Source organism: Desulfosporosinus fructosivorans, from assembly GCF_004766045.1.
In the GTDB taxonomy this organism is placed as follows: domain Bacteria; phylum Bacillota; class Desulfitobacteriia; order Desulfitobacteriales; family Desulfitobacteriaceae; genus Desulfosporosinus; species Desulfosporosinus fructosivorans.
Genome location: NZ_SPQQ01000014.1, coordinates 1 through 25,059, shown reverse-complemented (window position 1 = coordinate 25,059; position 25,059 = coordinate 1). Strand labels below are relative to the sequence as shown.

The following is a 25,059-nucleotide window of genomic DNA, read 5'->3' as shown; positions in this document are numbered from 1 at the left end:
CTCCCCCGGTAGCGCATAGCTAGCTTATAGAGCATATTGCTTAAATCTACTTGGTGTAATTCCCTCACTCTTCTTAAAAACCCTAGTGAAGTAGGCAGGATCTTCAAAACCACTCTCTTCTGCGACTTGCATAACATTGTATTTAGGGTCCTTTAACATTGTTTTAGCTTCTTCAATTCTTACATGAGTCAGGTATTCCATCAAAGTACAGCCAAGACTCTGTTTAAAGATTCTGCTGACATAACAGGGGCTGAGATAAACTACTTGTGAGATATCCTCTATAGTTAATTTATTACGAAAATTCCTTTGGATATATTCAGCCGCCTTCTGGATAGCTATAATATTTTTTTGATTTTTGTTAATATCTTGGTTCATAAATGTTTCTAGCATCCCTCTGGCCCATAAGCAGATTTCTTCAGTCTTCGATATTTTAAGCAACTCCAGATAAAATAACGAGTTTTGTTGTAGGATAACACTTAAGTCAGCACCTCCATCCACAGCTGCCCTAGAGATAATTACCACTAATTCAACTACCCTTGTTTTAACCGTATCAATCTGTTCAGAATTAATTTCGATAATATCCACTAATAAATTTTCAAGTACTTGGTGGGCTGCTCGTTTTTTACCATTACGCACTAGCGACTTGAGCTCATGCTCCTTGTCCAAAGAATTAATACTAAACGCTCTCGACTCAATCGTACGCATGGCAATTTCAGAACGTTTACGAGCCTGTATTTCTTCTGCCAGCCTCGCCTGTTGGGCGGTGATGTTCCTTCTTTGCTCCAAGACTATCATGCCGCTCTTCATGATCTGATTAGCTACAATAAACAAAAGATCTGACGCCGCCTGTACTTTATCACTAGACATTACCTCTAATTGGGCAGCAGCCCACTTTACCGCAGAAACGTCTACATTAAGTCCCTTTACCATTTCCTCAATTTCTTCCAAAAAATAATCTTCTGGTTCCCACATAAGAACTTGTCCACAGATGATGGAGAAGACATATTCATTTAATACGATCGGCGCTGACCACATTATCAAACCTGCATGACATCTAAAAATATATGGCTCGCCATATTTAGCGGCTTCAGTACACGCTTGTGCATATGATCGCTGACATTTACGCATCCCAGAACTATCAGACCTGATTTTCCTACAAAAACTACAGTCCTTAATCTCATGATCAGTAGAAACAAGCGTATTTCCTCGCGTGTCCACAAGGATCGCTTTTAATCCAGTAGATTTTGAAAAAGAGCATAACATTTTTTCCAGCATATTAAGCCCCACTAGTTTCTCTAGGCATCGTAATTCCTTTTCTGGAGTCATGTTTGCTTGATTCACATTCCCACCTCCGAAGAGCTTCACACTAACTAGTACCAGTAACCCCTGTAGACTATCTGCCTTTTTATATAGATTATTAGGAAAACTAAAAAATATTATTCCTACTAATATTCTCGTGATTCTAATCGGATAAAATTAATATTTTATGATGCAATTAGTTTTCCTATGCAGTCACATAAATTATAACATAGATGAGCAGTTATTTGACCTATTAAGCTGAATAGTTAGAATATTTTGATATTTTATATGATTTAAAAGCACTCAAATCCTGCTAGGTACCAAAAGTATATACCCAAGAAAGATCTGAGCGCGATAAGAATTTATGCATTAATATCCTCGTAAAAACTAAGAGATATTGTACATTCCAAGGTCGTGTTTAGGGTTAGCTTTAATCATATTTGCAGTAAACTCAGCTTCGTCATTCGGTATACTGTTGAGTTGTTTTTCAAAAATATCTAGATACTTCATTTCTTTAGGACCGAGCTCTAAGCTACCGGCTTTAGCTGCCGCACGCAATTCCGTAATTGTAGCGCCAGCGGCAATTTTAGTCCTTTCAAAGTGAGTTTTCCCTTTAATAATCTCACCTGCGATTCTTAAGACAACGCTGGGGGTCATAATATAAGCAGTGGGGTCATACTTATTATCCGATTCCACAAGGATATCTCTCATTTGCAGAGCAAAGCCTTTATCTTTTGCAACATTCATTTGGCGGCAATCATAAGCAAGTTGCTCCATAGATACTGTAGGGGCCATATTACCTAATAATCTTACATTTTCTACGGATTCATTGCTCCAACAATCTGCTAAGGCTAAAGAGACGTTACCAACTGCACTGGAATGAGCACAAGCAGCTACCCTTCCTTCCATGGAAATAGGTGTTCCTGAAATAGCTTTAAGATAAACCCCTTCATACCCGCAATCCTTATCCGGACCAACTGCACCAGATTCAACGGCGACCAAAGTTCTGACTGCACACATAACCCTGTCAATAGCGGCAAAAACTTTAGGAATAAAATTTTTGTGGCCCATTACCATCGATGTATTGGCAAAACCGCAAGCAGTATCTCCTGCAGGTAGAATATTGTTGGCGGCAGCAATTTTTACAATTTCATCCCACAGAATTTTCATATCGCGACAACCGACAATTCCTAAAGAAAATACAGCTTTAGGTAGATCAATATTCATGACTGACTCATCATGTAGGTGTTTTCCACCAATGGATTCGATTGATAAAAAATCTGCTCCGTTTGCTGCGCAACCCTTCATAGTATCCATTACTTGGTCCCATTCTACGCCTTTGTACATATGTTTAAGAGTCTTACCTTCGCGAACATCAACAGGGGTCATTCTTAACATACTCTTGAGGTCAAACTTAGTTTCATATTCCTTCATTACACCTTTGACCACTTTGGTAACATCAATTCCCCATTGAGGATTAAAGGTACACGGAGGAAGCAGTTCAATTTCAACTAACATCCCAGGAACTTTTAATTCAACGCCCATAGAGCAAACACCGTGAATCATTTCTTCGTACTGTGCCAATACCTTCGGCATCGTTTCTTCAGTAATTAACATCATAGGAAGCGTACAATTCAGTTCTGGATAAAGTGTTCCTCCGCCAATAACCATCCCATTTGCACATTTTACGGGGTACTTGGCACTCCCGTAAACGAATTCATCCACATTTGTATAAGCTAATTCCGTAAACTTTACAGCCACAATATTCCCTCCCATTTTTTATGCATTTAGTTTAATAACTTAGTAACTAGATCAACCGCTCCTGCAGCATCTGTCGCATAACCATCAGAACCAATATTATCCGCAAATTCTTGGGTAATTGGAGCGCCACCAATAATGACTTTTACATTCTTACGTATACCCTGAGTAGCTAATACTTCGATAGTTGTTTTCATTTGCAACATAGTTGTGGTCAGCATACATGAAAGAGCTACTATTCTAGCATCATTTGCCTTAACCGCAGCAACGAAATCATCCCCCGAAACATCTACGCCCAAATCGACTACAGCATAGCCAGAGCATTCCAGCATCATACCAACTAAGCTTTTTCCTATATCATGTAAATCGCCTGTAACTGTTCCAATGATAACCGTTCCCTTAGTTGTCGTTTCACCGCTTTTTAACAATGGTTTTACAAGAGCCACACCAGCTTTCATAGCTGCCGCTGACATCAATACTTCTGGAACGTACATATCGTTAACTTTAAAGCGTGCACCAACGACATTCATCCCTGCAATGAGTCCATCATTGATAATGGATAGTGGATCAACCTTTGCACTAATTGCTTTTTGGGCTAAATCAAGCACTCCATCCTCATCTCCGGCGATAACGGCATCACTTAATCCTGAAAAATCAAACATCTTGTACCCTCCTAATAATTCATATTAATTTGACACTGATTAAATCAGCAACCATGTTCTGCTTCAGCTAATCCATAACATCATCCGTAAACCTCTTTGTCTGTTTGCCAAAAACATAAGACTTGGGTTAACAACGCATTATATACGCATTACATGGTTCACGTCCTTTCTTTGACTGTCACAGCCTTATTTTTATTGAATTTTCAAAATAGTTTGTTTCTGTATTGACCTTATTTTAATTCCTTAGAGCCTTTCTTCGCTATGGACTATCTTGTTTTATATTGATAAATCTTAGCTTGTTGTTCAGTAAACGGTAATCAACTGCGTATAAATCAAACTCAAAACTCCGAGTTGCAGACAGACAAAGTCTAAACTTAAATATCGCTTCACTTTATTATAAGAACTTCTTAGTAGAGAACGTTTCGAAAAATCCAAGTTAATACAAAATAATCCATGGTCAATCTGATCTATTATTATTAAGCTTATTTAAAATGGGCAAAAGTTCCCCATTAATCATTGGAGGATAGATCTCTATGGTAAAATTTGATATAATTTCTGGATTTTTAGGGTCAGGTAAAACAACATTAATTAAGAAAATCCTTAATTCTCTCGACGGTGAAAAAGTAGTGATAATAGAAAACGAATTTGGGGATGTCAGTGTAGATAGTGAAGTCTTGCAAATTGAGGGTTTTGAGATTTATGAAATTTCTAACGGCTGTGTATGTTGTAAACTTAAAGGAGATTTTATTTTCACCTTAAAACAAATCTTGACTCAAAAGGTCGAAAGAATAATCTTTGAGCCGTCTGGCATTTTTATGATAGGAGAGATCTACGACCTATTTAAGGATCCTCAGATTTCCTCTGAGTGTTTTATTAACTCCGTGACAACAGTTGTTGATGCCCAGAATTTTTCAAACCATATACAAAGTTACTCAGGCTTCTATAAAAGTCAAATCTGTAGTGCATCATCCTTAGTTGTAAGTAAAACGCAGCATATGTTGGTTGAAGAAGTTTCCCAGATTGAATTAGAATTGTGCATATTAAATGAAACGGCCACAATACTCGCAAAGGATTGGATCGATCTATCTAATGAAGAGGTCCTGGGCCTTGTAGACAAAAAAACGGTATTAATAGCCAAGGACAGTATACACTCGCGGAGTCATGACTTTGAGTCTATAGGACTACGGACCTCCAGAATTTTCGAATCAGAGCAATTGGAGAGCATCCTAAAAAAGTGCAAACATGGAGGATACGGCAAGATAATAAGAGGCAAAGGATTTATTGAATCGAACAATTGCTTTCTGGAATTCCATTATATTGATGGATATTATTCTATCTTAGAATCATCAGGTCTTTCGACAGGGATCGTTAGCTTTATAGGTAGAGATTTGCAGAAGAAGCTACTGACTGCATCCTTCCAATAAGTTAACTTCAAGATACATAAAAAGATACACCCATCACACGAGCATATTTTCGTCCCTGTGATGAGTGTATCTTTTTAGATGTTCTACCCTTAGCACACAATCTATTGTATCCCTAAAAAATCCATCGTTTTATTGGTAACGATGAGCGTCATCTATGCAATTTACTGTTCGATATACATGCTACTCATAAAATATTTAGAAAATTTAGCACTCCCCCCGAGTTCGACATGTCTAATCTTACTGTACAAATCTCGTGACATAGCCAGCTCTCGTCGATCCATTAGAACTCGAATTGCACCCACATGGGCGGCATTACCTACCGTTTTTATTTTTTCAGGAGCGATATTGGGAACAAGACCAATGCTCAGAATGTTTTGCGCCTTAAGATAGGTGGCAAATGTACCGGATAATGTCACTGAATCGAGATCGAGAACCGTTATCCCTGCCATGTCAACCAAGGTTTTAATTCCAGCGCAGACAGCTCCTTTGGCTAACTGCATTTCCCCGATATCCTTTTGACTTAAGGTCACATCATAACCATCGCTAGTTCCATAAGCTAAAACAAATTCACGAGCTTTAATGCCCACACGAATGCGCTTCAAGAGCTCGGGGGCAATCGTTGGTTGCTTCTTAGGGTCGGCAATTGTACCTTGTTTGTTAATAACTCCTGCTTTTCTCATCTCGTCGATCGCCTCAATCAAACCTGAACCACAGATTCCTATAGCTTCCTTCCCGCCGATTACCTCACAGACTACTCCTTCATCCGTAATCGTGACCCCTTCAATAGCTCCTTGTTTGGCCCTCATTCCATGAGCAAGACCTGCACCCTCAAAGGCTGGACCGGCTGCTGTAGAACAAGCCATCATTGTATGATCAGTCTTTAAGAATAATTCACAGTTCGTACCTAAGTCAATCAGTAAATGATTACCCTGAGCTAAAACCTCTGGAGCTCCGACAATCGCTCCCATCGTGTCTCCCCCAACAAAACTAGCTATATTTGGTAACAGTTGTATTCGTGCTTGCGAATTGATTTCCAAACCCAATTCGAGCGCTGAGAATTCAAGCGGCCTGTTGCATGCTGAGACAAATGGAGAAACCGCAAGATGGGATACATCCAAACCCAGAAAAAGGTGATGCATTGTCGTATTTCCAACAACTGTCATTTTAAAGATTTCTTTCAGTTGTATACCCGTTTGCACAGCAAGTTCTTCGAGCAAATGATTAATTGTCCGCCTGATAGCTACGCGTAAGACCATAGCGCTCTCTTGATTTTCCATGGCAAACGATATTCGCGAAATGACATCAGCCCCATACGCAGTCTGTTCATTTTCTGTAGACAATACTTTCAGAATATCCCCCTGATTCAAATCGATTAAGGCTACTGCAACACTGGTAGTTCCAATATCGACTGCAACACCGTACAGCCTTTTTGTTGTATCACCAGACTCAATTTCTAGAATCTTATCGTCAGCAACTGTAACAGTTAGGGCGAATTGAGCTGCTCTCATTACGTCCGGGACCTTACGCAAGATATATAGATTTGCCTTCTCAAAGCTCCTACCCGTAGCAGCCCTAAGATCGTCTACGACACGATCCCAATCTCCCCTCTCATCCGCTAGGGTTGGTTTACTGGTCTGAATATACACCTTTTCAATCCCTGGGTCTAAATTACACGTTTTCATTCCTAAGAGAGCGCTCACTTTACGATCTTGGCTCTCTACAAAACTTAGTTCAATGACCATTCCGTCTTCCGGCTGCACAGTGCAAGCCAATCGAAATCCGGCCTGCAACTCGATTTTATTGAGATGCTTTATATCACTCTCACTTGGCGGTGAGACGTATCCTATCATCCGCACTTTACATTTACCACACGTTCCTTTTCCGTTACAGATATTCTGTACGGGGAGACGATGTCGTATCAGCGCTTCCATTAAAGTTTCCTGATCTTCCGGAATTATTATGGTATTTGGATGTATTTTAATTTGCATAATTTTACCTCCTGCCAACAGACTAAATATATCTGTCTGCGCTGATTAGACATATGCTGTGTCTGAACAGCGCTTTCCCTGACGGGTTCACCTTAACTCATTAGCCATACTTTTTTAGGTTCTTGCATCCGAATTTGTCCATTCTATGGCTTAATCCAATTAGTTTCTTAGGGATGAAATCTCACTTACACGATCTTCCTTGAGGCTTGTGCGGACGAGAGGGACCTGTCCTTACCATTATACTTTAACCAAGTAATCAGCAAGTTCTTCTGGAGTATTGACAAGATAATCTGGGGAGCCCTCTTTAATCTTTTGAGGGGAATGCCATCCCCAAGTGACTCCAATCGTTTGCGTTCCCGCCTTTTTACCCTCAATCATATCTCCTTTTGTATCCCCTACGTAGTAGGCAGGGATCCCAGGATGTATAGCCATAGTGTTATGAATCTTTTTGATCTTACTCTTTTCCTTCTCAGCTCCTATGACATCTTTAAAACAATCGATTCCGTTTTGATTTAAAATCCGAATCGTGGCACTAGATAAATTCGAAGTAATAACATAAACCTGATGTTTTACCGAAATTCGTATCAAGGCTTCCCTGATACCGTTAAAAAGTTGGAGCTCTGCCAATTGTTCGCCCTGTAAAACTTCATACCTCTCCAAGATATTGTCTATCGTTGTTTCAGCAAGGCCACGTCTCATCATGGATTCGTAAACATTACCATCAAAAAGGCTAAGAACATCTTTCGCTACGTTGACCTCTTTGAAACCATTCTCTCGGCAAGCTTGGGTGAATCGTGACGTAAAAACGTCGAGAGAATCAACAATAACGCCATCATAGTCAAACATTACGAGTGCCACACTTTTACCCTCCAAATTTGTTCTCGATTTCAATCTTATAAAGAGCATCCCCCTCTCCAATTAGAGAAGGGGATGCTCTTTATATGAAGTTTTTAGATCTCGAATTGTTTGTTGCGATAAGCCTTAAGATATTTGACACAATAGTCATCTCGACCAGCCAGAGTCTCAGCCGTAATCAAACTTGCCATCATCATCTTATCCAAGGGGTTGATAATCAAACCATCTAATCCTTTGCCAATGGCCATAATGGCAAAGGCATGGTTCATGAATTTTCTCTCCGGTAGGCCATAAGAAATATTTGACAGCCCGCACATCGTATGGACTCCTTTAAAGCGAGTCATAATGGCTTCAACTGAGTTAATGAATTCTACTGCAAACGTGCTATTCGTTGAAATTGGTTGTACCAGCGGATCTACATAAATATGATCTAGGGGCACATTGTTTTGGACGAGCCCATTAATGAGTTTGTCAGCTATTCTTAACCGATCATCCATTGTTTCAGGCATTCCTTCATCACTCATGCAAAGTGCCACAACTTTTAAATCCGTGCCTGCAATCACAGGAATCAACGCATCATAGCGTGCTTTTTCCAAGGAGATGGAGTTTATCATCGCAACACCTTTGTGCACTGACAAGGCTTCTTCAATTGCTTTTGGGTCGGGGCTATCAATACAGCAAGGGCAATCTACTACCTCTTGAACAGTTTTGACCAGCCATCTCAGGTATTCTGGTTCCTTACCGACGAAGATACCTGCGTTGACATCAATATAATTTGCCCCAGCCTCGAATTCATCCTTGGCCACCTTTTGAATATAATCGGTGTCTTGAGCTTTGATCGCTTCTCCAATGGCCTTACGGCTTGCGTTAATTAATTCTCCTACAATAATCATAAATATTCCTCCAATTTTTCAGATACAGATTTTTCTAGCCCCCACGCATATTGCTTAAACTAGTTCAAGTAATCACTTATGCAAGATCCATGCCTAATGATGAATATCTTGCAACCATAAAAGATTCAATTAAGAAATTACATGAGATCCCTCGACCAAGGGAAATTTCCTCATTTATATTCCTTTTCTTGCATTTCAGCAAGTCTGTACCTTTATAGCCTTAGACACACGAACGCTTCCAAATGTTAGTATTGGACAAAACTGTGATTCAATAAGTCTTGGTTGACTTAAGTCAAATCACATAAGTTGGCATCTCTCTGTATACTATTATTTCGCTGTAAGCCGACGAGCGGTCTCTACTGCGCCTGGAGCATCTGGACTCCATCCGTCTGCCCCAATTTTAGTTGCAAAGTCCTCTGAAACAGGAGCCCCTCCAACCATAGTCTTTAAGCTTAACCCTTGTTCACGTATAGCTTTGACAGTGACTTCCATAAAAGGCATTGTTGTAGTTAGCAGAGCGGACATGCAAATGATGTCAGCATTTTTTTCTTTGGCAGTAGCCAAGAACTTTTCAGTGTCCACGTCCACTCCGAGGTCAATAACCTCAAACCCAGCCCCTTCCATCATCATGGAGACCAAGTTCTTACCAATGTCGTGCAAGTCGCCTTTAACGGTTCCAATAATGATCGTACCTTTTTTCTCGTTTTCTCCTTGGGATAATAAAGGCTTTAAGACTTCAAGTCCGGCTTTCATCGCTTTTGCAGCCATAAGCATTTCTGGAACAAAAAATTCTCCTTCGGTATATCGTTGGCCGACCTCATCCATAGCACCAATTAAACCGTCTGATAATATAACGGATACATTCGTTCCACTCTCAACCTCTTCTTTGACAAGAGCAACAACTTTATCAATATCAAATTCTACCACTGCATCATATATATCTTGTACGCTCATTATTCCTCATCCTCTCAAATCCATGTAAATATTCAAACCCTTAAGATGCTAGGTTTATAGACCCCAAGTCACATCCCCAGCAACCAGCCCGGGGAAATGTCCACGCACTTTGGTATCTAACTCTTCCGTGAAGCGTGACTTGTTTGGCTTACTCAGTATTCTGTTAGCTTCATTCATAGCGCGAGTATGAGCATCAGGTCTTCCTTGATCTTCCCAACGTCGACGCATTTCCCTTGTGGCAATTTTCGGGAGTACAGCAATGGAGCGCATATTTTTCATCGTCAGGTCTGTGTCCATGTAACTACCTCCAGGTCCGATCTTGGCAATCAGATCTAAGCACAGGTTTTCTTCGCTGTAATCATACCCTTTTTTCATCCGTTTGAGCATTAAAGCGATTTCGTTATCGATAACGGCTTTACCAAAGTCAAAAGCCATTAGACTACCTAAAAGCCCACCCATGTTAAACAGATCTGCCCCAGCAAGCAAGGCGCCCGTCGTGTTCATTCCGGTCTCATAGCCCGATTGAGCATCGTTTGAATGGGCATTGGTTAAGCCAATATACCCGCCAGAAGGTACATTGTAGAATCTTGCCATCTCGGTATGAGCCATTTGCATCATCCCCGTTTCTATAGCGCCTGGGGCATATGCTCCAGTCCTCATATCAGCGACGGTGGATAATACTGCATAGATCATCGGAGCACCCGGACGAATCATTTGAATTAACGTCGACAGCCCCAAGAATTCTGCATTACCCAGCGTCAATGTCCCCATCAAGGTGAGCGGTGAGGTCATACCAGCGTTCGGAACAATAGTTCCATAAACCGGCAAGCCTTGCTCAGTGAGATAGATCACCGCCTCAGTTGACTCCACATCAAAGGTCAGAGGGGAAACTACTGGACAATAATGGTGATTGATAAATGGACGTTTGCGGTAGGCTTCTTCACTTCCAGCGATTAAGGCACCTAACTCCAAGACCGTTTTAAGGTCGTCCATATTCGGGGTGTTACTACGAACAGGTTTTTTGCAGTTTTTCAGAGCAGGGTAAAAACGAGACATGCTGAATTGACCTTCTGGAGCATCATCCGCCAACGTAGAAATTGAAAATACATCAAAGCCTGGTAATTCATTAATCAAATAGGCGATATTGGCAATGTCACTGGAGGTTGCCCGGCGTTCCTCGCCTGTTTTGGGATCGATAATATTGGGTGCGGAACTTCCTGTTACGACAATCGGACGGTCTCCAGGCATCGTTACATCGAATTTTGGATCTTGGGCAGTAAAAGTATAGGTTGGAACAAAGCTTTCTCTAGCCTTCTCAACAACTTCTCTAGGAAACTTAACCATCATTGTCTCCATGTCGACTTGGCAACCATTTTTCGCAAAAATCGCCAGTGCTTTTTCATTACGAACTAGCATACCTACATTTTCGAGAATTTCCAGTGATGCTTCGTGAACGCGCTCTACTTCGGACTGACTAAATAATTTGGTGAATTCCACTATACAATCCCCTCTCCATTAGCTGACTATTTCTGATCTATCGTGAGACTCCCACTTCTAGAATTGGGAGTGGTACCCCTGAGTCACTAACCATTACAAAGACTTCGCTAAGTCTGCAATCTCTGCCTTATGGTTTTCAATCCAATTCATCAAACGAACATTATGCTGTAAATACGCAATGTACTCATACTCGTTCAAATTTTTCCCATCATAATAGGCTATAACATCCCAGTTGATCAAATAGATATTGGCTGCAGCAATCATCATCGGTAAATACTCAAGTTCCACTGCGTTGAGAGGCTCGAGACCTCCCAGTTCTACTAATTTACGCTGGTATGATTTAAGAAAGATGGCACATTTATCGAGAAGTAACACTCCATCCAATTCATCTTGCCACGAGCAACATAAGTAGGCCAGAGCCAATGAAACGTCGACAAGTCGATGATCAATCTTGGACCAGTCAAAATCGAAAATTCCAACAATCTTGTTATTCACATATTTCAAGTTGCCCGCATGAAAGTCATTGTGACAGGGTGTATACGGCATCTTTTCCAGTATTTCGTCAGGAATTAGAGTACACTCAATCACCTCTAAGATTGAATCAAGCTTACTTCTAAAATATTTATGAAACCTCGTATCGACATCCGTTTTGGCTAAAGCCTTGTATTTCTCTGGCAGAGTTGGGAGCAATTCCATCATCTTGGGTTCTACCCGTTCTAGACCTTGTGGATCGAAATCTTTCGCTGCATTATGAAACGTGGCCATAACTTCTGCTGCGCTTGCATATTCTGCATCGTTTAAATTTGGGGTGTCCCAAGTGTATAAATCTTCTCCTTGTAAAAATTGATAAACAGCAAAATAAATATCCGTAGGTTTGCTATCACCCCCTTCAATCTTTTTGACAAAGGTGTTTCCATCTGTAGTACGAATCAGTCCTGCGGCAATATCTAGGCCATGGGCAATTGAGTAATCAATCATGGTGTGCTCTAACAAGATTTCAGTCTCTGCTATTCCATATTTGTACTTACGAACAAAATACTCATGATGCGCTCCATCTTTTTCCGTAATTATCCCGAAACTTCGATTGACATAGCCACCAAAAATTTCGTAAACTTCGGTAACTGCTCCAAGATCATAACTCCGTAGCGCATCAACTACTTGATTCCGAATCAAGGCTGTTTCCATTGATTCAAAGATATTTGCAGCAATTTTTTTAAGCTCTATGCTATGGGCAAACAAATCGAACGTATGATTGACATTTTGTTCTTCGAGGTGCCTCATTTTACTGGTGTTCATAGTTATCCTCCTCGTTTCCACTTATTGGAACCTGTTCTACCTAAGGTCTACCATTACCACTAGCTCAATCCCAACCACGCTTCATGTCATACTTCCAAATGAAGGGATTATTTAGCACAAGACCATCATAACATTTGCGAGAGCTCTTCAGGTTAGCACAATCCTGCTCGTTTTGACGCATTACAATCAAATGAATATTCCGATTTATTGACACAAATTGCACCCACTAGAAGTTATATAAAGTTATAATGCAAAAAAAAGTCGGTTTTACCGACTTTTTTTGGTGACCATCTTGGATAAATTTTCTTCGATAAAGGTGCGCACTTCAAAGGCATCTTCGAAATAATAATCCGCTCCAATTTTCTTGGCAAAACCAGAGTCTACTGGTGCTCCACCCACGATCACTATCAGGTTTTTGCGAATCTCCAAAAACTCTAATTCATCAATGACTTCTTTCATAACTGTCATGGTTGTTGTGAGCAAGGCGGACATCATGAGAATATGCGGCTTTTCTTTACGCACTACACTGGCGAACTTTTTGGGAGTTACGTCCACTCCTAAATTAATAATTTGTGCCCCAGCGGTCATGACCATCATCTTCACCAGGCATAATCCGATATCATGGAGATCCCCAGCTACCGTTCCCATAACAATTTTACCTGCGGTCTTCCTCTCTGCACCCTTCAAACATGGCTCCACAAGGCTTAAGCCCGCATGCATGGCCCGAGATGCCATAAGCACCTCTGGAACCATCACCCTTTGATTCCGAAATTTCTCAGCCACTCGATCCATTCCGGCAATTAATCCTTTTTCCAGAACAGACTCTGCTGAGAATCCTTGTGCTAAAGCCCGTTTGGTTAAGGCCAAGCTTTGTTCTGCGTCCCCTGCGGCAATCGATTTTATAATGTCTTGAAAAACCATTCACAATCACCCTCTAATACAAGCTATTTTTATAGATAAGGGGTGTAACTCCGATATATTTACGAAACACCTTTGCAAAGTAACTTTGATTTTGAAAGCCCACAGCTTTAGACACTTGGGCCACACTAAATTCAGGCTTCTTCATGATTTCTACCGCTTGCTCCACCCTTACCCTCGTTAAATAATCATTAATTGTGCAGTCCAGCTCTTCTCGGAACAGCCGCGAGAGGTGTGAAGGACTGATAAATAGATGTTGCGCTACGTTCGTAACGCTCAGTGGCTTTGCATAATTCTCCATTATAAAATCACGAGCCTGTTTAACAATTGCAAGGTGTTTTTTATTTGCTAAAGTAAAGATTCCTTCCAAGAAGGTTTCCACAATACGTTGTATCTGATAAAAAAACTTTTCGACGCGCTCTATGCCTTCAATTTCCTTGTTAAATTCCTTCAGTAACATCATAATTCGCTCCGCATTGGCACCGCCTTCTACGGCCGCCCTCGAAGTTAAGGTAGCCAACTCCAGAATGCGGACTTTTACAGTCTCTAAGTCTCCCACGGTTTTAGTATAGAGATCCGTTAATAAACTCTGTAGAGTTTGGTTAGCCCTGGTTCTGTCCCCTAATCGAATATAGCGCAAGAATTTGCGTTCTTTCTTCAGATAAGTATCATAATCACTGAGATCGGGTAAATGATTCCGCTTTCTTTCCTCAATTTCCTGTCGGATCGCCTGTTGCTGTACCCTCGTTGCATCAATTTCATCTAAGCTATTAATATTCCGTTTTATAATATGGTTCACAACGACGAAGAGCATATCGGCTGCTGCTTGAGACCGCGCGGGAGAAATGACCTCCAGCATGCGTGCTTTGAGCTTTAATTTTTCGATGTCATCAACTCCAACGTTGAGCTTCTCTAGTTCCTGAAAGAAGAAATGGTCTGGTTCCCACATTAAAACTTGGCCACAGATAATACTTCCCAAAGAAATACCTTGTATCATGATTGGGACAGCCCAGATAACCAAGCCGGCATGACAGCGAAAGAAGTAAGGCTCCTCCCATTTGGCAGCCTCAAAACTTGCGCGTTTATAGGAATCCTGACATTTCTTTTCTCCTTCAGATTGACAGCGAATATAGCGGCAAAATTCGCTGCGTTCGAAATTCCCTGGAACTGAAAAGGTAACCCCGTCCTTGTTAATGGCTTCGATGTGCAACCCCGTGGCATTGTGAAAACTACCCAAGCTTTCTTCAAGGTACTTGGGATCTAGAAGGTTCGAATCTAATGTTTTGCGCATCGAACTCACCCTTCCGTACGCTATCCTAGCCTAATGACGACAAAATCAATCATTATCTTAATATTCGGCATGAGAGGGGAATATCCTCTTGATTCAATAACTCACCCTTCGATCAGCGATTAAATACCAAAGTCTTCAAAACTACAGGTACAACCCTTCCAGCCATGAGAGGCTTGCCAATATCAATATAGTCACAATCCTCCACCTCAAGTTGGTCAATACATACCATCTCGAGAGGTCGATTGGCATTAGCGTTGATACATTGTCCCAAAACTTTTCCACAGTCTGCTTCTATAACGATAATAAGTGGATTTTTTTGGGCAAGGTACTCTTGCATTCCCAGCAGTACCCCTTGAGCTAATCTATTGATGTTAGCAAAGGACATCGTTCGAGGTCCTTTTATAGCCAATGCCACAGATCCCTCAGATTGCTTGACTTGAAGTCGCAGCATTTCTTGCTTTATTTCCTCAGCAATTCCTTGCGCCGAATCTGGAATTGTCGACAAGAATGGAGAGATGACCATCACATTACGCAAGGGCAATGTCTTTTCTTGCAGATGAATGGTGCTTCCACTTAAATTCACCGACTGAGTCCCAGTCCCAATGACAGTTGCCCGAACTGTTTCTTGTGGTTTTTCCAGAACAAACCCACCGTTTTCTAGGCAAACTTTGAGTTCCCACCCCAGCAAAGGTCCAAAATCCCCAAAAGCAGTCACTTCAGACATCGTGACGGGTCCCACTTGAGCATATACATAGTCTGCCACCCCACCAGAAATCATAACCTTTCGAATTGAATGTTCTAAGCGCAAGGAGGGCGTCATAAGAAGTTCTCTGGTTAAATCTGAAAGCATGGTCGTTTTAAGGACCTCCACGATACACGCTGCCATCACCTTAACGACTGGACGCAGTTGGGGAAGAGTGACCCTTTCTCCAACCTGAAGCCTTTGCCCAGAAGAAAGAAGCGCAATTTTAGCGGGTTCTGAGATATATGTAATTCTGTCTCCCTGCGGTTCAAACTCTATAAGGTGTCCTCCGACATTCAGACACGTTGTCTCAACTGCTTTTCCCTCATGAAACATGGCATAGTTAGACGTTCCGCCACCTACGTCGATATTGACAACTACTTGATGTCTCTGGGCAGAGAACACCGCTGCCCCTGAGCCTTTGCCGGCATAAATCCCCTCTAAATTGGCGCCAGCAGTGGCAACCACGAAATCCCCGGCGTATCCGGCCAAAGCATCGATAATCGCTTTGGCATTCTCTTTCTTGGCAGTTTCCCCAGTGATTATGACTGCTCCTGTGTCAATCTTTTCAGGTGTCAATCCTGCAGCCAAATATTCTGTTTCTACGATCTTGGAGACCGCGACTGCATTAATCAGATCGCGGTCCAAAAGTGGAGTGAAATATATCTTACTGCGATGAATCACTTCTTTATCAGTGATTTCCACACGGGGAACAAACGTCCCTGAAGCTGTGTTTTCAATAGTCAGGCGGCTAATCACTAGTTGGGTGGTTGTGGTTCCAATATCTATGCCCACACTCGTGATTGATTGAGTATTCACTTCGGGCATTTTATCACCCCTATTTTTGCTGGTTAAACTTAACGCCACTGGCCTTAGCAGCCAGGATCTGTTTGACAACATCTGCGAGGTGCGCCCCTGCCTCTACGGGCGGAATTCCACCTTTGTGAATATTGGAGATAACCGTTCGGTCCGCTTCCACTGTTGACGCATCTGGTCGATAGATTATATAGGCACTAAGGCTTTCTGCTGTCCCTAAGCCTGGTCGCTCTCCAATCAGGGAAACAATCACATCAGAATTGACCAAAGCCGCAACGTGATCCTGGACCCATACCCGTCCGTATTTCACGAAAAAGGGTGCACCTACTTTAATTCCTGATGATTTTAGACCTTGCATCAGCGCGGGCAATAGGTCTGGGATATTAGCCTCAATGGCACTTGAACTCAATCCATCGACGATCAGGATCTGAACTTGGACATTTTTCTCACACTTTTCAGAGACAGTTTTAACCGCTTCTACTGATAAACGGCGTCCTAAATCTGGACGAGTAAGGAACTCATCTTTATTAGCGACTGCGCTTTGAACGGACATTAGATTATTTTGTTTCAAGAATTCGTCCGAGACATCCAGAAACACTGCATCCTGAGCCACCGCATGATCGGCCAAAAACCTTAACCAGGACATCGTTTTAGGGCGCGCTCCCGCTCTTCCAATCCCGATTCTAGCTGGAGTTGACTTTTTCATGGCCTTAACTGCATCTGCGTTGAATGGATTCGAAATCTGCATTTCATTGAGAGAGGGAAATGTAACCATCTCCTCCGAGGAATTATCGGTAGTCAAAGGCTTATCCATTATCGCTGCTGACATCACATGATCTTTGGCTTTAGCTGAAAGCATCCCCTTCTTGGCTAATTCCTCCAAGACACTTTGAATGATAACTTTCTCTAATTCGTTATTAGCAACTGCCACATTGATTCGCCTCCCTTATTTATCAAAAATGGATGGGTCTCCAGCTCGCTCTGTTAACAAGCCATTTTCCAGAATACCCATTTTCTCCAACCACTTCTCAAACTCAGGAAGTGGACGAAGACCTAAAATTTCCCGGGTGCTGGCATCATCATGAAAACTAGTATCTTGATAGCTTAGCATAACATCGTCCCCTCCGGCTACTCCCATAAAGAAGTTCGATCCGGCCATTGCGCAAAGAAGGGTTCCCATTTCTTGATCATTTTGGTCTGCTTTCATATGGTTCGTATAGCAGGGTGCAATTCCCATCGGCAGTCCATGCAACTTGCCCATGAACAAATCTTCTAGGTCTGCCCTGAGTACTTCTCGACCAGAATAGATAGTCTCCGGTCCGATAAACCCTGAGACGTTATTGGTCATAAAGGGGCGATAATTGCGAGCATACCCGTAAGTTCTCGCTTCTAAGGTCATCATATCCACCCCGAGGTGGGCGTCTAGAGAAACTTCAGACCCTTGGCCAGTTTCAAAGTACATAAGATTGGGTCCCGTTGCCGTTCCTTTTCGCTGTACCAAAGCAAACGCTTCATCCAGAATAGCTTTATTGACACCAAAGGCATCGTTGGCTTTTTGTGTTCCAGCAATACTTTGAAAAACCAGGTCTACTGGAGCACCCTTTTCAATCGCTTTCATTTGGGTGGTCACGTGGGCCAAGACACAGTTTTGGGTTGGGATTTCCCATTTCATCATGAAATTTTTGACGGTTTCCAGGAGGCGGGTGACTGTCTCCACATTGTCTTCCACTGGATTAATCCCGATCACGGCATCTCCAGAGCCATAAGACAATCCCTCTTTAAGGGCAGCCAGCATCCCTTCCACACTGTCTGTAGGGTGATTCGGTTGGCAACGAAAAGCCAAGGTTCCAGGCACTCCAAGTGTGGTATTGCAGTGCGATTGAATGCGCATTTTTTTGGACCCATAAACGAGATCCATGGTAGACATTAACTTAGCTACCGCTGCAATCATCTCGCTGGTAAGTCCTCGACTGATATGGGCCAAGGCATCGCCTGTCGTCTTGTGCTCCAAAATATACTCGCGTAGATAACCGACTGTCCAGCTTTTGATCTCGTGGTAGATTCTTAAATTAAGACCGTCATAGATGGCCCGTGTGACTTCGTCCTCTTCATAAGGAATCACTGGGTTATTATAAATATCTTCAAGGGTTAGATTACTTAAGACCAACTTCGCTGCAACTCGCTCAGAAGCAGATGTCGCAGCTATTCCAACCAATTCATCACCAGATTTTTCTTCATTGGCCTTGGACATTACTTCTTTGAGGTCTTTGAATGCAAAAACTTTGCTATAGACCTTCGCTTTTAAAATCATTGCACATTCTCCCTATCCGACTTATTGTTTTTTATTCGCAAAAATCTGCCCAGTTGGCAGGATAGGTTGCATAAAACACCTTGCAAAAGGTTGGAGAAGAAAAGACTACTTGGCTTCCCTTCGGGATATAGACCACATCTCCCGCTACAGCTCGGAACACTTTATCCTCGACTTCTAGAACAAAATCGCCCTCTATGATGTAATCCACTTCATCATAGTTTAGAAACCAGGGTAATCTGGAATGGTCAAACGTCATAAAGCCCGAGGCCATGTTTCCAACTCGTGCATCAATCACATCGACCAGTCCAACCTTTTGCCCTAGAGGAGCTTCTGCAAAGGGCTGGATCACCACATTTTTGCCCACCACATGCGTCGCTTTGGGGTTCTCACAGGCCGGTTTTAGGACTTCACTCAAAATCTTTTGCACGTTTTTTTTGAGGTCTGCGTTTTGGGTGTCTGCGCCTATCGCCCCTGAGGTTACTTGTCGTTCGTTTTGAGGATTTACTGGTTGCCCTGCCAATTGACCACTAACACTCTGTCCGACGATTTCTTGTCGTCCTTTGGTAATCGTTATCCCTAACTCTTTGGCTAAATCTTTGGCTGAGGGGGTTAGTACACTATCTTCTTCTAAAACAATATCCTTATCCAGTTTGGCCATTTCACGCAAGACAGCCGCTGAAATAAAACGTCCCATAGATACACCTCCTTATTCGTTATTCGATATTCGTGGTTCGATATCTGTCTCGATATTCGTAGGCAGAAGTCAGTACCCAGAGATCATAAGCTCAACACTGCCCTCTTACTTCTTACTTCTTACTTCTTACTTCTTACTTCTTACTTCTTACTTCTTACTTCTTACTTCTTACTTCTTACTTCTTACTTCTTACTTCTTACTTCTTACTTCTTACTTTGAGGATCATGTACCGGACCTCGTGCTTAGCTATAGCAAACTCTCGATAAGTTGTTTCGCTGGACGTGGAATGACGACTTGTTTAATCAGTAAGCCCTTCTCGCTGGCCAAAGCACTTCCTTCTTCGACGGCTGCTTTCACCGAAGCGACTTCCCCTGTGAGAATTGTGTAACTTTTCCCACCGATCCCAAAGGCAAGATGAAGGAGCAACGGTTCCACGTCGCCCGCTTTGACGGCTGCATCTGCTGCCTCGATTAAGGAGGCAACACTGTACGTCTCTATAATCCCTAGGGCTTTTATTTCCTTGAGCGTACTCACGCCACTGATGGCTGGTAAGATGGAGGGGTGCACATTGGGGATGACAAACGAATCCACGACGGTCTCAGCGCCTAGTTCTATTCCCGCGCTCACCGATTGCTGGATTGATGACACTTCTCCACTCACTAAAACGATGTATTTGCCAGGGCACGTGGTTTTCGCCACTAAGATGTTCACGTCTGCTGCTTTAGCCATGATGTCGGCGCATTCGATGCCTTGGGCTATGCTTGTAAATTCGACGAGTCCTATTGCGTGGATCACGTTGCACCCCCCCCTTTCCGTATCGTTATCGTTTGAGCGGTGACCTGGGTCACAATTCCCGAAAGACTGGCATGGACCCGTGCGCCTAAGGAGCCCTCGGGTATTTCTCCCACGACTTGGCCAAGACTCACGACGTCTCCCACTTTGACGATCGTCATGGCGGGTGCCCCAATATGCTGTTGAAGCCTTAGGTTGACCTCCTCTGGCTCATAGCGCTCGAGGGATAAGGGGGCTTCGCTGTACAGCGAGCGTATGTTTAGACGATCCATTAAGCGGGATGTCGGGATTAAGCGCTGTTTGGCCATCGGGTCAACGTTACCGAGGTCTCCTTGGTATTTTAGTCCCTTGGCTCGCAGCTCTGCCTTTAAGGCTTGGTTCACCCGGAGCGGAGATATTCCCACCGGACAGGCATAGGCTTCACACACGCCACACTCTGAACAGGTCAAGGCACTGGTCAGCATCGAGGGTTTGCCCAGGTTTTTATAGTTCACTGCCCGGATGAGGAGGTGCGGGGATAATTCGTGGCCGATCATGTGTCGGGGACAGAGTTCGGTGCAGAAGCAACACTGTTCACACACGGTTTTTGCGATCCTTAAAATAGTTTCTAAGGTTTTACCTTTTCTCTCGATCAGCAGGTGCTCCTTGGGTAGGGCAATCAGCCCACCTGTGGTTTTGGTTACGGGATCGCTTAGATCCGTGATCACGCTCCCCATCATCGGACCTCCATTGATATACACTAGGTTTTCTGAACGTCCTCCACCAGCAAGGTCTAGGACTTCCCGCAGGGAAGTTCCGATCGGCACAGTGACTGTGATGGGATTCTTAACGGCCCCTGTGACCGTCAGGGTTCGTGTGGTGACCGGTTCTCCGTCAACGGCTCTGGCTACATTGATCAGGGTTTGCACGTTATTGACGACCACCCCGATATTGAGGGGGATTCCTCCGGGTGGTACGCGTCGTCCCGTCGTTAACCAGATGGTGATGACTTCGTCTCCAGCCGGATAAATGTCGGGCATAATCGAGATTTGCTGGTGCTCGCTTAAGTAGGGTTCTAAGGCCGCGATGGCTTCTTTATACTTGGTCTTCAAGGCGATAATCCCTTGTTGGGCACCCGTTGCTTCCATCGCCAGGCTTAAGCCTTTGACCAGTTGTTCTGGATAGAGGGCCGCCAGTTGTTGGTCCGTTTTCAGTAACGGCTCGCATTCTGCTCCGTTGACGATCACGATCTCGGCTTGCGCCGCCAGCTTGACATGGGTTGGAAATCCTGCGCCACCTGCTCCGACGACGCCTGCTTCCCGCACTTTAGTACTGATATTCGCATTCGTATTGGTCTTCGTCTTCGTCTTCGTATTGACTGGTTGATCGTTCATTTTTCACCCACTTTAGCTTACGCTTCAAAGGTTTCTTTATCGATGATGCCCACAATGGTGGCATCGATGGGGATGTTATGGTTGGCCAGTCCTTGGCGGGCCGACGATCCGCTGGCGATCATCACGATTTCGTCTTCTCCTGCTCCGATTTGATCCGCTGCAATCAGTGAATTCCCAAATTCCGTGAGCTTCGCTGAACCATCTTCCCTATAGGAGAGGGTGACCGGTTGGACGACTAAAAACTTTAGTCCACGTAGCGATTCTTCTTTTCGTGTCGACCATACATTGCCGATGACGCGGGCTAAAATCATACGCTTCCTTCCTCCTTCTCCTGCCTTAATTCGATTCGGCGACTCTTCATGGTGTCTCGGGCTAGCGGGGAGATGACCGTCCCTTGTTTCAATCGGACAAGGGATCCTTCTGGAATCCCATAGACTTCTTTGTCCCCTAAGAACTTCTTAGCGAAGCGGATCTCTTCTCGAATCGGGGCCGTTTGTTCATTGGAGGGAGCTTGCAGCTCATAAAGGCTAGTTCGGGGCGATTGACTCGTTTTCGTAACTAATATACACTCTTCTCCTAGGCGAGCACTCACCTGGACTCCATAGGTTTGGACCGTTTGGAGATACCCTTCATAGAGGGCACGGTAGGCTTTCGGAGTTTGAGCGTTCAATCCGAGATACTCTGTCCCTAACCAGATAGGGATGCCTTGCGTTATTCCTCGCCCAATCAGCTCACTAATCGGATTATCTCGTATCCCTAAGGCGGCTTTCGCTAGGGTATTCAGGGAACAGGCCGGTAGGATAATTTTTTGCCAAGTTGTCTTTTCTAACGCCTCTTGGGGCGTTATCCAACTCATACCCTCTGGTAACTCCGGTTTAGCCACAAACGCTTGGTCGCTTGGTAAGATGCTTAACCTATACTCTGCTCCAGAGCTATGCTTTAGAGCGGTTATTACTCGTTCAAACTCCGGAACGTAGTTTAGTAAGACTATCCCGTCTGGCTTCGCTTTGAACCCTGCGCTGCTTCCTTCATGGCTTCCGTGCAGAAGCGCTTGAAACGCAGGCTCAGAGAGGATGCGTTTCACCAGTTGGTTGATCAGCTCTTCATTCACGCTTCATACCTCCATGAGCACGCCTTGGGTTTGTCCGTCGATGAGGGCCGCGTTGGCTTCATCCAAATCCAGGTGCATCTCCTTCTGGTAATCTTCATTGACTCGGATCAACACATCTTCAAAGATCATCGGGCGTTTGCTTTGGATTTGGACGCGTACTCGGTCTCCATCGTTCAAGGACCACTCCGCAGCTTGCTCGAGGTTTAGGTGGATATGCCGACTGGCTACCATCACGCCGGATTCCAACTCCACCTGCCCCTGCGGGCCGACTAGTTGTAGGCCGGGCGTTCCCTCATGTTGTCCTGAATCCCGGATGACAGGTTTGATCCCCAGCTTGTAACAATCCGTTGCGCTGATTTCCGCTTGGGTATTTTTTCGCACCGGACCCAAGATCCGTACCTTTTCTATTCTTCCTTTCGGGCCTACCAAGGTCACCGTTTCTTTGGCTGCGAACTGTCCGGGTTGGGAGAGTTCCTTTTGCAGGTTCAACCCATAGTTCTCCCCGAACAAAGCCTCTAAGTCGTCTTTCGAGAGATGGATATGCCGGTTCGACACCCCTATGGGTATTCGTTTCTCTGGTTGTTCGTGTTTTTCCGCCTTCTCTGTCTTCTCCTCGAGCTTCCGACCCCGTACTTCACAGGCCAGGATATAGAACGCGCTGGATAATCGGTTTAAGGCCTGGATCAAGTCCGTCCGGAGGCATTCTCCCGACTCGTTGGTGAACGCTCGGTTGGCATAGAGTTCGACTTCACGGGACTTTGCTCTCAGATGTTGCAGTTTGGCAACCACTAAGCCATGGGTATAACTCAAAGGCGTATGGTCTACTCCAAAGTATTTTTGGGGATGATGCGATCGTTCCCTCAGTTCCTCTGGGCTTAGTCCTATCAGGGTTTTCCAGTGAAAGGGGGTCTCTTTCACTTCATTGACCATCAGCGCTCTGGCGAAGGCTGCTATCTCTTCTAAGTTTAGAATTAAGCCTTCTTCGCCGGCTTGCGCAAAGGACACTTGAGCCTCCACCAGTTCACACTGAAACAGGTCCAGTTGGCCTCGGTAAGCAATCACGGGGTGGGTTTTAGTGACTAAGGCTCCTTGATGCAGATGGGTCATGTGTTCGGGTTTTACCCCTGAAGGAGTTTGACTTCCTCGAGCGGGGTTCAGTTTTTCTTCGAACGGTTTGTGCCTTGTGACCGTTTGCTGGGCATTGGAAAACGTGGTTTTATTAATGTCTAAAATCCCGTTTCCTTCAATTTGTACATCGATTCCCTTAGACCGTATAAAGTCTCTAGCAGAAGGGGTGATCACACTTCCCGGGGGTAATACGATCACTTTTTCCTTCGTTTTATGCCAATTGGCTCGCAATTCATACTCTGTGACGATCAAGTCTTCACCCCATTACAGAAGTCGGAGATCAGATGCCAGCGGTCAGAGGATTTCTTTGGGTCTTCTGACACCGAACATCAACTATCGACTATCTAAGTTTGCTTATTTATCGCCGTAGCTTTTATTATCGCCGCTTGGCAAAATATACTCGACGTCCTGATGGGGGCGTGGTATTACGTGTACACTGAGTAACTCGCCCACTCGCTGGGCTGCTGCTGCTCCTGCGTCTACGGCGGCTTTCACTGCCCCGACATCCCCTCGTACCATCACTGAGACGAGTCCTCCTGAGACATGCTCTTTTCCGCAAAGCGTTACATTGGCCGCTTTTAACATTTGATCCGCTGCTTCGATCGCCGGGATTAGTCCTTTGGTTTCTATCATTCCGAGTGCTATTACTGATCGATCTTGTGCCATGACTTGTTCCCTCCTCTTTTCGTTGTCCGTAGTCCGTAGTTCGTAGTTCGTAGTTCGTAGTTCGTAGTTCGTAGTTCGTAGTTCGTAGTTCGTAGTTCGTAGTTCGTAGTTCGTAGTTCGTAGTTCGTAGTTCGTAGTTCGTAGTTCGTAGTTCGTAGTTCGTAGTTCGTAGTTCGTGGATTGTGGATTGCTATTTTAAGCTTGTATTTTATGCTTGAACTTGATCCTTGAATTCAAACAAATCGCCCTTAGCTTTGAGTCATTTCTTATAAGGTTTGAAGGGTGTGGTAAAAGGACCGTCCCTTTAACTCATTTAACTCATTTAACTCATTTAACTCATTTAACTCATTTAACTCATTTAACTCATTTTGTTGAGGTGCTGCATGACTTGCTTGACGATCTCTTGGACCAACTGGGTATCGACTGGTTGGTTTTGGCTCTGAACCCTTTCGTCCGTTCCCATAGTCATCGGTTCCACGGGTTTACGCTCCGGGATTCCTAGATGCCAGGCCACTCGTTTGATGTTGATCAAGTGCAGGGGGGTGACGTTTTCGGAGACACTCGAGCCTGCCCAGGTTCCACACCCTAAGG

Annotated in this window: 22 protein-coding genes and 1 pseudogene; 1 reads left to right on the top strand and 22 read right to left on the bottom strand. The window is 43.9% G+C overall.

Going from position 1 to position 25,059, the window contains the following annotated elements:
* Positions 1-24 precede the first annotated feature (24 nt).
* The 3 genes from E4K67_RS25160 to E4K67_RS25150 all read right to left on the bottom strand — a co-directional run bounded on the left by E4K67_RS25160 (position 25) and on the right by E4K67_RS25150 (position 3,719).
* Positions 25-1,341 (bottom strand): PocR ligand-binding domain-containing protein, encoded by a 1,317-nt coding sequence (locus E4K67_RS25160; protein WP_135551791.1) that lies wholly within the window; start codon positions 1,339-1,341, stop codon positions 25-27.
* A gap of 345 nt (positions 1,342-1,686) precedes the next feature.
* Positions 1,687-3,060, bottom strand: a complete 1,374-nt coding sequence (locus tag E4K67_RS25155; RefSeq protein WP_476728673.1) for a methyltransferase MtaB domain-containing protein — start codon at positions 3,058-3,060, stop codon at positions 1,687-1,689.
* 26 nt (positions 3,061-3,086) lie between these two features.
* Positions 3,087-3,719: a cobalamin B12-binding domain-containing protein gene (locus tag E4K67_RS25150; RefSeq protein ID WP_135551790.1), complete on the bottom strand. Its 633-nt coding sequence runs from the start codon at positions 3,717-3,719 to the stop codon at positions 3,087-3,089.
* A 533-nt stretch (positions 3,720-4,252) separates the two neighbouring features.
* Here E4K67_RS25150 and E4K67_RS25145 point away from each other — a divergent pair.
* Complete coding sequence (locus E4K67_RS25145; protein WP_135551788.1) at positions 4,253-5,143, top strand: CobW family GTP-binding protein; 891 nt, start codon at positions 4,253-4,255, stop codon at positions 5,141-5,143.
* 161 nt (positions 5,144-5,304) lie between these two features.
* Here E4K67_RS25145 and E4K67_RS25140 read toward each other — a convergent pair whose 3' ends face one another.
* The 19 genes and pseudogenes from E4K67_RS25140 to E4K67_RS25050 form a co-directional block, all read right to left on the bottom strand.
* A complete protein-coding gene (locus tag E4K67_RS25140; RefSeq protein WP_135551786.1) occupies positions 5,305-7,131 on the bottom strand; it encodes an ASKHA domain-containing protein in 1,827 nt (608 codons plus the stop codon).
* A gap of 237 nt (positions 7,132-7,368) precedes the next feature.
* The gene (locus E4K67_RS25135; RefSeq protein WP_135551784.1) at positions 7,369-7,989 is read right to left on the bottom strand and encodes an HAD family hydrolase; all 621 of its coding nucleotides are present in this window, start codon (positions 7,987-7,989) and stop codon (positions 7,369-7,371) included.
* Between the two features lie 92 nt (positions 7,990-8,081).
* A complete protein-coding gene (locus E4K67_RS25130) occupies positions 8,082-8,879 on the bottom strand; it encodes a methyltetrahydrofolate cobalamin methyltransferase (protein ID WP_135551782.1) in 798 nt (265 codons plus the stop codon).
* A gap of 327 nt (positions 8,880-9,206) precedes the next feature.
* The gene (locus tag E4K67_RS25125) at positions 9,207-9,833 is read right to left on the bottom strand and encodes a corrinoid protein (protein WP_135551780.1); all 627 of its coding nucleotides are present in this window, start codon (positions 9,831-9,833) and stop codon (positions 9,207-9,209) included.
* Positions 9,834-9,887: 54 nt separating this feature from the next.
* Positions 9,888-11,330 carry a trimethylamine methyltransferase family protein gene (locus E4K67_RS25120; RefSeq protein WP_135551778.1) on the bottom strand — a complete coding sequence of 481 codons (1,443 nt, stop codon included), beginning with the start codon at positions 11,328-11,330 and terminating at the stop codon, positions 9,888-9,890.
* 93 nt (positions 11,331-11,423) lie between these two features.
* Positions 11,424-12,626: a phosphotransferase gene (locus E4K67_RS25115; protein WP_135551776.1), complete on the bottom strand. Its 1,203-nt coding sequence runs from the start codon at positions 12,624-12,626 to the stop codon at positions 11,424-11,426.
* Between the two features lie 267 nt (positions 12,627-12,893).
* Positions 12,894-13,547 (bottom strand): corrinoid protein, encoded by a 654-nt coding sequence (locus E4K67_RS25110; protein WP_135551774.1) that lies wholly within the window; start codon positions 13,545-13,547, stop codon positions 12,894-12,896.
* A gap of 13 nt (positions 13,548-13,560) precedes the next feature.
* Positions 13,561-14,835 carry a PocR ligand-binding domain-containing protein gene (locus tag E4K67_RS25105; protein WP_135551772.1) on the bottom strand — a complete coding sequence of 425 codons (1,275 nt, stop codon included), beginning with the start codon at positions 14,833-14,835 and terminating at the stop codon, positions 13,561-13,563.
* A 112-nt stretch (positions 14,836-14,947) separates the two neighbouring features.
* Complete coding sequence (locus E4K67_RS25100) at positions 14,948-16,405, bottom strand: ethanolamine ammonia-lyase reactivating factor EutA (RefSeq protein WP_135551770.1); 1,458 nt, start codon at positions 16,403-16,405, stop codon at positions 14,948-14,950.
* A gap of 10 nt (positions 16,406-16,415) precedes the next feature.
* Positions 16,416-17,324 (bottom strand): ethanolamine ammonia-lyase subunit EutC, encoded by a 909-nt coding sequence (gene eutC, locus E4K67_RS25095; protein WP_199242646.1) that lies wholly within the window; start codon positions 17,322-17,324, stop codon positions 16,416-16,418.
* A 15-nt stretch (positions 17,325-17,339) separates the two neighbouring features.
* On the bottom strand, positions 17,340-18,704 hold the full coding sequence (locus E4K67_RS25090; RefSeq protein WP_135551768.1) for an ethanolamine ammonia-lyase subunit EutB: 1,365 nt from the start codon (positions 18,702-18,704) through the stop codon (positions 17,340-17,342).
* A 31-nt stretch (positions 18,705-18,735) separates the two neighbouring features.
* The gene (locus E4K67_RS25085; RefSeq protein ID WP_135551766.1) at positions 18,736-19,398 is read right to left on the bottom strand and encodes a cupin domain-containing protein; all 663 of its coding nucleotides are present in this window, start codon (positions 19,396-19,398) and stop codon (positions 18,736-18,738) included.
* A gap of 246 nt (positions 19,399-19,644) precedes the next feature.
* Positions 19,645-20,193 (bottom strand): BMC domain-containing protein, encoded by a 549-nt coding sequence (locus tag E4K67_RS25080; protein ID WP_135551764.1) that lies wholly within the window; start codon positions 20,191-20,193, stop codon positions 19,645-19,647.
* The gene (locus E4K67_RS25075) at positions 20,190-21,563 is read right to left on the bottom strand and encodes a 4Fe-4S dicluster domain-containing protein (RefSeq protein WP_135551762.1); all 1,374 of its coding nucleotides are present in this window, start codon (positions 21,561-21,563) and stop codon (positions 20,190-20,192) included. Before E4K67_RS25075 ends, E4K67_RS25080 begins: the two co-directional genes overlap by 4 nt.
* 17 nt (positions 21,564-21,580) lie before the next feature.
* Positions 21,581-21,874 (bottom strand): EutN/CcmL family microcompartment protein, encoded by a 294-nt coding sequence (locus tag E4K67_RS25070; protein WP_135551760.1) that lies wholly within the window; start codon positions 21,872-21,874, stop codon positions 21,581-21,583.
* A complete protein-coding gene (locus tag E4K67_RS25065) occupies positions 21,871-22,674 on the bottom strand; it encodes a flavoprotein (RefSeq protein ID WP_135551758.1) in 804 nt (267 codons plus the stop codon). Before E4K67_RS25065 ends, E4K67_RS25070 begins: the two co-directional genes overlap by 4 nt.
* A gap of 3 nt (positions 22,675-22,677) precedes the next feature.
* Positions 22,678-24,054 carry a phosphate propanoyltransferase gene (pduL, locus tag E4K67_RS25060; protein WP_135551756.1) on the bottom strand — a complete coding sequence of 459 codons (1,377 nt, stop codon included), beginning with the start codon at positions 24,052-24,054 and terminating at the stop codon, positions 22,678-22,680.
* 102 nt (positions 24,055-24,156) lie between these two features.
* On the bottom strand, positions 24,157-24,468 hold the full coding sequence (locus E4K67_RS25055) for a BMC domain-containing protein (RefSeq protein ID WP_135551754.1): 312 nt from the start codon (positions 24,466-24,468) through the stop codon (positions 24,157-24,159).
* Between the two features lie 358 nt (positions 24,469-24,826).
* Positions 24,827-25,059 (bottom strand): annotated as a pseudogene (locus tag E4K67_RS25050) (acetaldehyde dehydrogenase); the annotation flags it as partial.

What these genes read in the sequence shown, in the direction of transcription:
- E4K67_RS25150 (WP_135551790.1), bottom strand. Translation starts at nt 3,719, where the DNA reads ATGTTTGATTTTTCAGGATTAAGTGATGCCGTTATCGCCGGAGATGAG.
- E4K67_RS25145 (WP_135551788.1), top strand. Translation starts at nt 4,253, where the DNA reads ATGGTAAAATTTGATATAATTTCTGGATTTTTAGGGTCAGGTAAAACA.
- E4K67_RS25140 (WP_135551786.1), bottom strand. Translation starts at nt 7,131, where the DNA reads ATGCAAATTAAAATACATCCAAATACCATAATAATTCCGGAAGATCAG.
- E4K67_RS25130 (WP_135551782.1), bottom strand. Translation starts at nt 8,879, where the DNA reads ATGATTATTGTAGGAGAATTAATTAACGCAAGCCGTAAGGCCATTGGA.
- E4K67_RS25125 (WP_135551780.1), bottom strand. Translation starts at nt 9,833, where the DNA reads ATGAGCGTACAAGATATATATGATGCAGTGGTAGAATTTGATATTGAT.
- E4K67_RS25115 (WP_135551776.1), bottom strand. Translation starts at nt 12,626, where the DNA reads ATGAACACCAGTAAAATGAGGCACCTCGAAGAACAAAATGTCAATCAT.
- E4K67_RS25110 (WP_135551774.1), bottom strand. Translation starts at nt 13,547, where the DNA reads ATGGTTTTTCAAGACATTATAAAATCGATTGCCGCAGGGGACGCAGAA.
- E4K67_RS25105 (WP_135551772.1), bottom strand. Translation starts at nt 14,835, where the DNA reads ATGCGCAAAACATTAGATTCGAACCTTCTAGATCCCAAGTACCTTGAA.
- E4K67_RS25100 (WP_135551770.1), bottom strand. Translation starts at nt 16,405, where the DNA reads ATGCCCGAAGTGAATACTCAATCAATCACGAGTGTGGGCATAGATATT.
- E4K67_RS25090 (WP_135551768.1), bottom strand. Translation starts at nt 18,704, where the DNA reads ATGATTTTAAAAGCGAAGGTCTATAGCAAAGTTTTTGCATTCAAAGAC.
- E4K67_RS25085 (WP_135551766.1), bottom strand. Translation starts at nt 19,398, where the DNA reads ATGGGACGTTTTATTTCAGCGGCTGTCTTGCGTGAAATGGCCAAACTG.
- E4K67_RS25075 (WP_135551762.1), bottom strand. Translation starts at nt 21,563, where the DNA reads ATGAACGATCAACCAGTCAATACGAAGACGAAGACGAAGACCAATACG.
- E4K67_RS25070 (WP_135551760.1), bottom strand. Translation starts at nt 21,874, where the DNA reads ATGATTTTAGCCCGCGTCATCGGCAATGTATGGTCGACACGAAAAGAA.
- E4K67_RS25055 (WP_135551754.1), bottom strand. Translation starts at nt 24,468, where the DNA reads ATGGCACAAGATCGATCAGTAATAGCACTCGGAATGATAGAAACCAAA.